The organism is Streptomyces sp. PA03-6a, assembly GCF_033792765.1.
Classification (GTDB): Bacteria; Actinomycetota; Actinomycetes; order Streptomycetales; family Streptomycetaceae; genus Actinacidiphila.
Genome location: NZ_JARAVK010000289.1, coordinates 1 through 10377 on the forward strand (window position 1 = coordinate 1; position 10377 = coordinate 10377).

The 10377-nt window shown below is 73.7% G+C and carries 10 protein-coding genes; 6 read left to right on the plus strand and 4 right to left on the minus strand.

Annotated elements, in window-relative coordinates; genetic code table 11:
• Positions 1 to 132: 132 nt before the first annotated feature.
• Positions 133 to 1113, minus strand: coding sequence for a phosphotransferase family protein (locus PV350_RS39950; RefSeq protein ID WP_499513286.1), 981 nt, complete (start codon positions 1111 to 1113; stop codon positions 133 to 135).
• A gap of 285 nt (positions 1114 to 1398) precedes the next feature.
• Between PV350_RS39950 and PV350_RS39955 the strand changes: the two genes are divergently transcribed.
• A complete protein-coding gene (locus tag PV350_RS39955; protein ID WP_499513285.1) occupies positions 1399 to 2133 on the plus strand; it encodes a hypothetical protein in 735 nt (244 codons plus the stop codon).
• 52 nt (positions 2134 to 2185) lie between these two features.
• On the opposite strand, the gene PV350_RS39960 is transcribed toward PV350_RS39955, so the two are convergent.
• Both PV350_RS39960 and PV350_RS39965 read right to left on the minus strand, forming a co-directional pair.
• Entirely contained in the window at positions 2186 to 3169 is a 984-nt protein-coding gene (locus PV350_RS39960) for a 2-hydroxyacid dehydrogenase (RefSeq protein ID WP_500338337.1), read from the minus strand.
• 51 nt (positions 3170 to 3220) lie between these two features.
• Positions 3221 to 3799: a TetR/AcrR family transcriptional regulator gene (locus PV350_RS39965; protein WP_499513283.1), complete on the minus strand. Its 579-nt coding sequence runs from the start codon at positions 3797 to 3799 to the stop codon at positions 3221 to 3223.
• Between the two features lie 102 nt (positions 3800 to 3901).
• On the opposite strand from PV350_RS39965, the gene PV350_RS39970 reads away from it, so the two are divergent.
• Both PV350_RS39970 and PV350_RS39975 read left to right on the plus strand, forming a co-directional pair.
• Complete coding sequence (locus PV350_RS39970) at positions 3902 to 5443, plus strand: FAD-dependent oxidoreductase (RefSeq protein ID WP_499513282.1); 1542 nt, start codon at positions 3902 to 3904, stop codon at positions 5441 to 5443.
• 192 nt (positions 5444 to 5635) lie between these two features.
• Positions 5636 to 6391 (plus strand): SDR family NAD(P)-dependent oxidoreductase, encoded by a 756-nt coding sequence (locus tag PV350_RS39975; RefSeq protein ID WP_500338338.1) that lies wholly within the window; start codon positions 5636 to 5638, stop codon positions 6389 to 6391.
• A gap of 92 nt (positions 6392 to 6483) precedes the next feature.
• Here PV350_RS39975 and PV350_RS39980 read toward each other — a convergent pair whose 3' ends face one another.
• Positions 6484 to 7677, minus strand: coding sequence for an RtcB family protein (locus PV350_RS39980; RefSeq protein WP_499513280.1), 1194 nt, complete (start codon positions 7675 to 7677; stop codon positions 6484 to 6486).
• 216 nt (positions 7678 to 7893) lie between these two features.
• On the opposite strand from PV350_RS39980, the gene PV350_RS39985 reads away from it, so the two are divergent.
• From PV350_RS39985 to PV350_RS39995, 3 genes are all read left to right on the plus strand, one after another.
• Positions 7894 to 8700 carry a hypothetical protein gene (locus PV350_RS39985; RefSeq protein ID WP_499513279.1) on the plus strand — a complete coding sequence of 269 codons (807 nt, stop codon included), beginning with the start codon at positions 7894 to 7896 and terminating at the stop codon, positions 8698 to 8700.
• Positions 8701 to 8765: 65 nt separating this feature from the next.
• On the plus strand, positions 8766 to 9467 hold the full coding sequence (locus tag PV350_RS39990) for a DUF3558 family protein (RefSeq protein ID WP_499513278.1): 702 nt from the start codon (positions 8766 to 8768) through the stop codon (positions 9465 to 9467).
• Positions 9468 to 9586: 119 nt separating this feature from the next.
• The coding region (locus PV350_RS39995; protein WP_500338339.1) for a DUF2637 domain-containing protein at positions 9587 to 10377 on the plus strand (791 nt) is incomplete at its 3' end.

A 10377-nucleotide genomic window follows, 5' to 3' on the forward strand; every position in this document is an offset into this window, starting at 1 on the left:
CAGCCTTCGGCCAGGGGGAGTTGTCGAATCGTCCGAGTAGCCCACTACGAGGACGATCCTCCGCCGTGCGATGCACCGCACCTGGGGGCACCTTCCGGCCGAAGGTTGGGGGAGGGACTTTGACGACACGGCCTAGCCCCGCCGTACGGCCCGGAGCTCCGCGACCCAGCGGCCGAGGACGTCGCGGACGTGGTCGGCGTGGTCGGCGGGATAGCCCCGCGGGCCGCACTCGACGACCAGGATGAGGCCGAGGTAGACGCGGTAGAGGGCCAGCCGGTGCAGCGTCGCGGGCCCGAAGTCCAGGGTGCCGCCCGCCTGGTGGTAGCCGGCGACGAGGTCGCTGCCGGGGCCGGCGTCGCCGCCGAGGGCCAGGGAGACCAGTTCGGCCACCGGGTCGCCCCAGAAGGCCCGCTCGTGGTCGATGAGCCCGGTGACGGCGGAGCCGTCGTCGGCGACGAAGACGTTGCCGGGCCACAGGTCGAAGTGGACCAGCCGCGGCTCGGTCACCTCCGCCAGGACGTCCGCGCCCTCCGCGACGAGCGCGCGGACCTCGTCGGGGGCGACGCCGAGCGGGGTGCTCCAGCGCACGGCCTCCTCCAGCATCGCCTCGACCATGGCGCCGAAGGCCGTCGGCCAGTCCGCCGCCGACAGCCCGGCCTCGGGGGCCGGGTAGCCGTACCGGCCGTCCTCCGGGGCGAGCGTGTGCAGCCGCGCCACGATCCGGCCCAGTTCACGGCGCAGCGCGGCCTGACGGTCCGCGGGGAGGCGGTCCGCCGCCTTGTCCCAGGGGGTGCCGGGAAGGACCGACAGCGTCATGAAGTCCGGTGCCGCGTGCAGCAGTTCCGGCAGCGGCACATCGCCGAGGGCGGCCATCCGCCGGTGCGCCATGACCTCGGTGGCCATGATGCCGCGCTCGTAGCGCAGCACCAGGGCGTCCGGCGGTGGGGCGATCTTCACCACCGCCGGACGCCCGTCGTCGAGCCGCACCCGGTAGGCGGCGTTGAACCAGCCGTCCGTGAGCTCGGCCTCCACACTGCAGCCGAGGCCCGCCGACTCCCGCAGCAGGGCGGCCAGTTGTCCGGCGGTGAGGGCGCGCTTGGTCAGGCTCTTCATGTCCCCGCATGCTATGAGAGCGCTCCCACGGTGTCACCGGTCGTGCGCGGGCCGGTCCGTCACGGCACCCGTTCCGACGTCGGCGCGTCCACGGTGCGCCCGAGATTTTCGGGGGCGCGCGGCTACACCCGTCACGCCCGGTACCGCAACCCCTACGCGCCTGGTCTGTTCCCGGGCCACTTTCATATGGCAATCTCATCTTCGCGTCGTACGCTCAGGCCCCACGTCCCCCACGCTCACCTCCTCAGCCCCAGGTTCCTCAGGATCGACGAAGAGAAGACCGCCGTGGCGTCCCTGCCCCTCACCCTGGCGGCTCGTCTGCTGCCCACCGCCATACTCGCCATCGTCGGCTGGACGATGGCCTCCTCGTCCCACGAGGACCCCGGCCGCACGTCGGCGAACGGATCCCGGACCGGCTCCACCGCGCCGTCCGGGTCGGACTCCGGCGCGGGTTCGGACTCCGGTTCCGGATCGGGCTCCGGTTCGGACGGCTCCAAAGACGCGCCCGCCACGTACTCCAAGCCTCCCGCGCCGTGCACCGCGATCAAGACCGCGACCATCAAGAAGCTGGTCCCCGAGGCCAAGACGACGGGCAAGCAACTCTCCCTCACGGACCCCTCGCACCGCACGGGCTGCTCGTGGAACGCCCTCAAGGGCTTCGACTACCGCTGGCTCGACGTGACCTTCGAGGTGTCCACGACCGGTGGCGGCCAGGACGGCGAGGCGGGGGCGAAGGCCTCCTACAAGCGCCTGAAGAAGGCGACCCCGGCGTCCGGGATCGGTGACGAGGCCTCCGTGTCCGTGGAGCTGACGACCGAGGACAAGCAGCAGACGCGCGAGGCGGTCGTGGTGTTCCGCAAGGGCAACGCGGTCGTGACCGTCACCTACAACGGCAGCGACTTCGAGAACAAGAAGGCGCCGGACGAGTCCGAGGTCCGCGACGGCGCCCTGGCGGTGGCCAAGGACGCGCTCGCCGGGCTCGGCCCGGGCACCAACGTCGAGGGCGACCAGAGCGCCTGAGCCGGAACCGGGCGGGCCGCGGGCGGCCCGGGGCAGCCCGGGACGGTCCGGTTCAGTCCTCCGTGGCGGGCACCACGTCGCGTGGCGGGCGGCCGTCGAGGAAGTCCACGACGTTGCGGACGGCGGCGCGCGCGATCCGGGCCACCGTGTCCCCGGTGGCGCCGCCCGCGTGCGGGGACAGGACGACGTTGGGCGCGTGGAGCAGCCGCATCCCGGCCGGCGGCGGTTCGGGGTCGAAGACGTCGAGCCCGGCACCGGCCAGCCGCCCGGCCTCCAGCGCGTCGGCGAGCGCGTCCTGGTCGACGACCGCGCCCCGCGCGGTGTTGACCAGGAAGGCGGTGGGCTTGAGCAGCGCCAGCCGTCGCACGTCGAGCAGATGCCGGGTCGCGTCGGTCAGCGGGACGTGGACGGACACGTAGTCGGCGGTCGCCAGCAAGTCCTCCAGCGGGAGGCGGCGGGCCCCGAGCAGCTGCTCGGTCGCGGCCGGTACGGGCCCGCGCGAGGTGTAGCGGACGGTCATCCCGAAGGCGGCGGCCCGCCGGGCCACGGCCTGCCCGATCGCCCCGAGGCCGATCACGCCGAGGACCCTGCCGTCCAGCCCGGTCAGTGACCGCTGCAGGCGGGGCAGCGGCCATTCGCCGCGGGACAGCGCGTCGTGCGCGGGGACGATCCGCTTGGCGAGCGCGAGCATGAGTGCGAAGGCCTGCTCGGCGACGCTCTGCGTCTCGGCCCCGCTGGAGCCGATGGTGCACACGGGCACCCCGCGGGCGCGGGCGGCGGCGACGTCCACGTGCTCGTGGCCGTGGCCGGTGCACTGGACCAGTTCCAGGGCGGACGCGCGGGCGAGGTGCCCGGCCGCCACGGGGCCCAGCGCGGTCATGATCACGTGGGCCGCGGCCAGGGCGGCCGGGTCCTCGTCGGCGGACTCGACGACGGTCACGGCGGCCCGGCCCTCGAAGAGCCCGGCCATGGCGGCACCGACGCGGCGGCCCCCGACGTGCGGCGCGATGACCGCCAGGACGTTCTTCGGCTCCATGCGTCGTCACTCCTTCGTTCGCGGATACGTCCGCGGGTCGGTCCGCGGGGGTCAGGGCGCCGCGGCGGTCAGGTACCGCTGGACGGTGGGCGCCAGCCAGGCCACGACCTCCTCGCGCGGCATCGCCACGGCCGGCGGGAAGCGGAGCACGTACCGGCTGACGGCCATGCCGAGGATCTGCGATGCCACCAGCACGGCGCGCTCCGTGGCACGGCCGGGCTCCGGGTCCGGGCACACCGCGGCGGCGACCGGTGCGAGCTGCCGCTGCAGGATCGACCGCATCCGCTCGGCGCCGGCCGGGTTGGTGACGCCGACGCGCAGCAGTGCGGTCAGCGTCTCGTCCTCCTCCCAGCGCTCCAGGAAGTGCGCGACGAGGACGGCCCCGACGTCCTCGGTCGCGACCGCGGACACGTCCGGCATGCGCAGGTCGAACTCGGAGGCGGCGGCGAAGAGCCCCTCCTTGTTGCCGTAGTAGCGCATGACCATCGAGGGGTCGATGGCCGCGTCCTTGGCGATGGCACGGATGGTCGCCCGCTCGTAGCCGTCGGCGGCGAAGCGGTCGCGGGCCGCGGCGAGGATCGCCGCGCGGGTGGCGTCGGAACGGCGGGGGGCGGGGGACGTCGTGGTCATGCCCACAACTGTAGGCCAACGGCTGTTGACATCGCCAGAGCGGCGGGGCTACGTTTGCCAACAAGTGTTGGCCCACAAGCGTTGGCACCCGAGGGGACCGCCATGACCACCGAGAACCGCACCGACGCCACCCGCACCGCCACCCGCACCGCCACCCGCACCGCCACCGGGGAGCGCCCGGCCGGGGTCCTGGTCGTGGGCGCGGGCCCCACCGGCCTGCTGCTCGCCGGGGACCTGGCCACCGCCGGCGTCCCCGTCACCGTCCTGGAGCGCCGCGGCCCGGGGCACGGCAACCTGAGCCGGGCCTTCGGCGTCCACGCCCGCACCCTCGAACTCCTCGACGCCCGCGGCCTCGCCGACGAGCTGGTCGCCACCGGCCACCGGCTGCGCGGGCTGCGGCTCTTCCGCCGGCTCTCGCTGGACCTGGCGGAGCTGCCCTCCCGCTTCCCGTACCTGCTGATCACCCCCCAGTACGAGGTCGAGCGGCTGCTGGAGCGCCGGGCCCGCGCCGCGGGCGCGCGCTTCGAGCACGGCGCCGAGGTCCTCGCGGTCCGCCAGGACGACGAGGGCGTCGCCCTCGACGTCCGCACCGCGGACGGCGCCGTCACCACCCGGCGCGCCGCTTACGCCGTCGGCACCGACGGCCACCGCAGCGCCGTCCGGACCGCCCTGGGCCTGCCCTTCCCCGGCCGGTCCGTCATCCGGTCGATCGTGCTCGCCGACGTCCGGCTCGCCGTACCGCCCGCAGAGATGCTGACCGTGGGCGGCACGGGCGACGCCTTCGCCTTCCTCGCGCCCTTCGGCGACGGCTGGTACCGCGTGATGTGCTGGGACCGCACCGGCGAGCGGCCCGACGGCGACCCTGTCGGCCTCGACGAGGTCCGCGCCGTCACGCGCCGCGCCCTGGGCACCGACCACGGCATGGGCGAGGCCCGCTGGCTCTCCCGCTTCCACAGCGACGAACGCCAGGTGCCCGTCTACCGCGCCGGCCGCGTACTGCTCGCCGGCGACGCGGCGCACGTCCACTCCCCCGCGGGCGGCCAGGGGATGAACACCGGCCTGCAGGACGCCGCCAACCTCGGCTGGAAGCTCGCCGCCGTGGTCCGCGGTCACGCGACCGACGCCCTGCTCGACACCTACCAGGCCGAACGGCACCCGGTGGGCGCGACGGTGCTGCGCAGCAGCGGCGGCATCATCCGGCTCGCCATGGCCCACAACGCCCTCCAGCGGACCTTCCGCGACCTGGTCTCCCTGGCCGTGGGCCACCTCCCGCCGCTGCGCCGCAGGGCCCTGGGCGCGATCACCGGCATCGGCATCGCCTACCCCGCCCCGCGCGGCGCCCACCCCCTGACCGGCGGGCGCGCCCCCGACCTGCCGCTGCGGGAGGGCCGGCTGTACGAGGTCCTGCGCGCCGGCCGCTTCGTGCTCGTCGCCCCCGAGGGCGCGGCGGCCGGACCCGCCGACGCGCGCGCCGTCCACGTCACCCGTACGGACGGGGGCCGCACCACGCTGCTCGTCCGCCCCGACGGCTACGTCGCCTGGGCAGCCGACGGCGCCGCCGGCGGCGGCCACGCCGCCGCCCTCACCGCGTGGGCCGGGGAGGCAGGACACATGTCCCGGCCGGCCGCGGGCATCCGCAGCTGACGGCCGCCGGGCACGGCACGGGAGGCTGCGGGCACCGGCGGCAGGAAGCCGGTGTTCCGGCTGTGGTTCACCCGGCGGACCGCCCTGAGAACGCTCGGCACCACCGCGCCTATGCTGCAAGCGTAGGCGGGCACTTGCCCCTCCCGACCTCCCGACCTCCCGACCTCCCGACCGGCGAAAGGCAGCACGACCATGAGCCCCCGTACCGCAGTCGTGACCGGCGCGAGCAGCGGCATCGGTGCCGCCACCGCCCGCAGGCTGGCCGAAGCCGGCTACCACGTCGTGCTCACCGCCCGTCGCGCCGACCGCCTGGAGGCGCTCGCCAAGGAGATCACCGCCGCGGGCCACTCGGCCGCCGCCGTGGCCCTCGACGTCACCGACCGCGGCGCCGTCGACGCGCTCGCCGCCTCGCTGGACCGGGTGGACGTCCTGTTCGCCAACGCCGGCGGTGCCCTCGGCGCGGACCCGGTGGCCACCGCCGACCCCGAGGAGTGGCGCACGATGTACGAGGTCAACGTCCTCGGCGTGCTCCACACCGTCCAGGCGTTCCTGCCCGGGCTGATCGCCTCCGGCGACGGCACCGTGGTCGTGCTCTCCTCCACTGCCGCCTTCACGCCGTACGAGGGCGGCGGCGGATACGTCGCGGCCAAGCACGGCACTCACGCCCTCGCCGGCACGCTCCGCCTGGAGCTGCTCGGTGAGCCGGTCCGCGTGATCGAGATCGCCCCCGGCATGGTGAAGAGCGAGGGCTTCGCCCTCACCCGCTTCCACGGCGACGAGGAGAAGGCCGCCGCCGTCTACGAGGGGGTGGCCGAGCCCCTCACCTCCGAGGACATCGCCGACACGGTCACCTGGGCGGTCACCCGCCCGTCCCACGTCAACGTCGACCTGCTGGTCGTCCGCCCCCGTGCCCAGGCCGCCCAGCACCGGGTGCACCGGGAGCCGTAGCCGCCCGGCGGGCGCGTCACCGCTGCGCCCACCGTCGCCGTACGACCGGCGGCGGGTCCGGCGGCCGCGCACGGCCCCGGACCCGCCCGGGCTCAACCTTTGACGCAGACGACCTGCTTGAGCTTCGCGACGACCTCCACGAGGTCCCGCTGCTGCTCGATCACCTTCTCGATCGGCTTGTACGCGCCCGGGATCTCGTCCACCACGCCCGAGTCCTTGCGGCACTCGACGCCCTTGGTCTGCTCCTCCAGGTCCCGCGTGGAGAACCGCTTCTTCGCCGCGTTGCGGCTCATCTTGCGGCCCGCGCCGTGCGAGGCTGAGTTGAAGGCGTCGGTGTTGCCGAGCCCGCGGACGATGTACGAACCCGTGCCCATGGAGCCCGGGATGATGCCGTGATCGCCGCTGCCCGCCCTGATCGCGCCCTTGCGGGTGACGAGCAGGTCCATGCCGTCGTAGCGCTCCTCCGCCACGTAGTTGTGGTGGCAGGAGATGACCGCGTCGAAGGTGACCCCGGCCTTGCGGAACTCGCGCCGCAGCACCTCCTGGAACAGGGCCATCATGATCGCGCGGTTGCGCTTCGCGTAGTCCTGGGCCCAGAACAGGTCGCGCCGGTAGGCCGCCATCTGCGGGGTGTCCGCGATGAAGACGGCCAGGTCGCGGTCGACCAGGCCCTGGTTGTGCGGCAGTTTCTGGGCCTCGCCGATGTGGTGCTCGGCGAGTTCCTTGCCGATGTTCCGCGAACCGGAGTGCAGCATCAGCCAGACCGCGCCCTCCTCGTCGAGGCAGACCTCGATGAAGTGGTTGCCGGAGCCGAGCGTGCCCATCTGCTTCGTCGCGCGCTCGTACCGGAACCTGACGGGCTCGGCCAGGTCGTCGAAGCCGTCCCAGAAGCGGTCCCAGCCGGCCGCGGGCAGGCCGTACAGCCGGGCGGGGTCGACGGCCTCGTCGTGCATGCCGCGACCGACCGGGATCGCCTGCTCGATCTTGGAGCGGAGCCGCGAGAGGTCACCGGGCAGGTCGTTCGCCGTCAGGGAGGTCCGCACCGCGCTCATGCCGCAGCCGATGTCCACGCCGACCGCGGCCGGGCAGACCGCGCCGTGCATCGCGATCACCGAGCCCACCGTGGCGCCCTTGCCGTAGTGGACGTCCGGCATGACGGCGAGTCCCTTGATCCACGGCAGCGAGGAGACGTTGCGCAGCTGCTGCATGGCGACGCCCTCGACCGCGGCCGGGTCGGTCCACATGCGGATCGGTACCTGCACTCCGGGCACTTCGGTGTACGACATCTCGTTCCCCCCTGGGTCGGACGGTGGAATCCATCAAGGCAACACAAACAACACGTCTTAATGGAAAGCGAAATAAAGGGCGAAGTCAGCCATACAGCCCCATGATCCGGCGACGGCCGCAGCGCGTGCGGTAGACATTGTGTCTACCCGTCGCCCACCCCCGCCAAGGGATTTACGCGGGCGCGGGACCGACCGCCGGAGGAAGGGGCCACCTCAGTGCAGCCAACGGGAGACCGCGTCCACCGGATCCGGGGCCTGCTGGCCGCGGCGTGCACGACGGCGCTCGCCGTCGCCGCACTGGCCGGGTGCAGCGGGTCGGGCGGCTCCGGGGACGGCGCACGCAACGGCGACACCGCGGACGGCAGGCAGTCCACCCCGGCGGCCCCGCCCGGCCGCTACCGGGTGCTGCCCGAGCCGTGCGGTTCGGTCGCCGCGGACACCCTCGGGAAGTTCGTCCCGGACGCGGACGACGACGCGGGCGAGGCGACCGTGACGTTCGACACGGACCGCAAGGTGGGCTGCAGGTGGACCGGCCGCACCGACCTCGGCAACCGCTACCTCCGGATCGACCTCGAGCGCGTCGTGTCGTACGACACATCCGTCAGCGACGAGAGCCAGGCCACGGCGGACTACGACACCCGGGCCGCGGAGGCCCACATCCCGGCCGCCACGGCGCCGGCCGACGCCGTCGCGTCCGCGTCGGCCACCGCGGGTCAGCCCAGCTCGGAGGGCGGGAGCCCGGCGGTTCCGGAGGCCCCTTCGCCGTCCGTGACGGCCACCGGCGAGACCGCCCCGCGCACCCTGGACGACCTCGGCGACGGGGCCTTCCTCGACGACGTCCTCAAGGACCAGGGCCCCGGACTCCACCGCGACGTCACCGTCGTCTTCCGCATGGCGAACGTCCTGGTCACCGTCGAACTCTCGCAGTGGTCAACGGACAAATCGGTCGAACCGCCCAGCGAGGAGCTGCAGCTGGGGGCCCGCCAGGTCGCGGCGGAGCTCGCAGATCAACTCGACGAATGAGGCGAAGCGCGTAGTCTGGCCGTTTGCGCCATGACATGACACGCACCGAAATGAGCGAAGGATCCATGCACCGATCAGCCCCGCACCTCGCCCGCCTGCTCGTCGGCGCGGCCGTGCCGGTGATGCTCGTCGCCGGCTGCTCCTCCGGCTCGGACTCGTCGAAGGACGACGCGCAGAAGGCGGCCGCATCCGCCCCCGCGTCGAAGTCCGCGTCACCGTCGCCCAGCGCCGTCGCCGCCAGGTACGCCGAACTCCCCGACCCGTGCCGGGTCATCGGCGCGAAAACCGTCAAGTCCCTGGTTCCGAAGGCCAAGAAGCCCGCGGGCACCCCCGCGCACTCGGCCGAGCGCGACGAGCGCGGCGGCTGCTCCTGGAACGGCCTGGACGGCTACCAGTACCGCTGGCTGGACGTCTCGCTCCAGCGCTACGACGCGGTGGCGGGCCTCGGCTCGGCCGAGGAGCAGGCGAAGGAGCGCTACGCCGAGCAGGTCGCCGAGGCCGGCAAGGCGAAGGGCGCAAAGAGCACGCCGGTCACGGTGGACGGCGTGTGGGACGCGGGCACCGCGGTCACCTCGTCGGTCAAGAAGGACAAGGAGGAGTACCGGGACGTCACGGTCGTCGCCCGCACCGGGAACGCCGTGCTGGTGCTCACCTACAACGGCGCGGGCCTCGAGGACGCGAAGACCCCGGCCGAGTCCGGTCTGAAGACCGGCGCGCTCAAGGCGGCCAAGGAGGCGGCCGCCGCGGTCGCGGCGGCGAACGCGTAACAACTGCGGGATCCGCTGTACCGATTCACCACGTTTGGGCAACCTGCCCGTTGCCCCGTGTGGCAGGCTGGGCAGGCCAGTTTCCGAGCCTGGGAGGGTCGCGGGTGTCCGCGATACGCATGAACCGGACGCACCGGATCCTGATCGGTGTGGTCGTCACGGGCGCCGTGGTCATCGCCGCGATCGGCTTCGCGGGCTCGTACGCGGCCGTGCGCGAGCTGGCGCTGCGCAAGGGATTCGGCTGGTTCGCCAACGTCTTCCCGGTCGGCATCGACGCCGGGATCGTGGTCCTGCTCGCGCTCGACCTGCTGCTGACCTGGCTGCGCATCCCGTTCCCGCTGCTGCGCCAGACGGCGTGGCTGCTGACGGCGGCGACGATCGCCTTCAACGGCGCGGCGGCCTGGCCCGACCCGCTCGGCGTCGGGATGCACGGCATCATCCCGATCCTCTTCGTCGTCTCGGTGGAGGCGGCCCGGCACGCGATCGGCCGGGTCGCCGACATCACCGCCGACAAGCACATGGAGTCGGTCCGGCTCGCGCGCTGGCTGCTGGCGCCGTTCGCGACCTTCCGCCTCTGGCGGCGCATGAAGCTGTGGGAGCTGCGCAGCTACGACGAGGTCATCCGGGTCGAGCAGGAACGTCTCGTCTACCGGGCCCGGCTGCGCGCCCGCTACGGCCGCGCCTGGCGCCGCAAGGCCCCGGTCGAGGCCCTGATGCCGCTGAAGCTCGCCCGGTACGGGGTGCCGATGGAGCAGACCGCCGCCATCGGCCTCGCCGCGGCGGGCATCGAGCTGCCGGCCCCGGCCCCGGCCGTCGCCGCGCTGCCCGCCCCGGAGGCCGCACCGGCACCCGAACCGGCACCCGCGCCCGCACCCGAGCCCTGCTCACCGACTTCGGTCATGAGGGCACC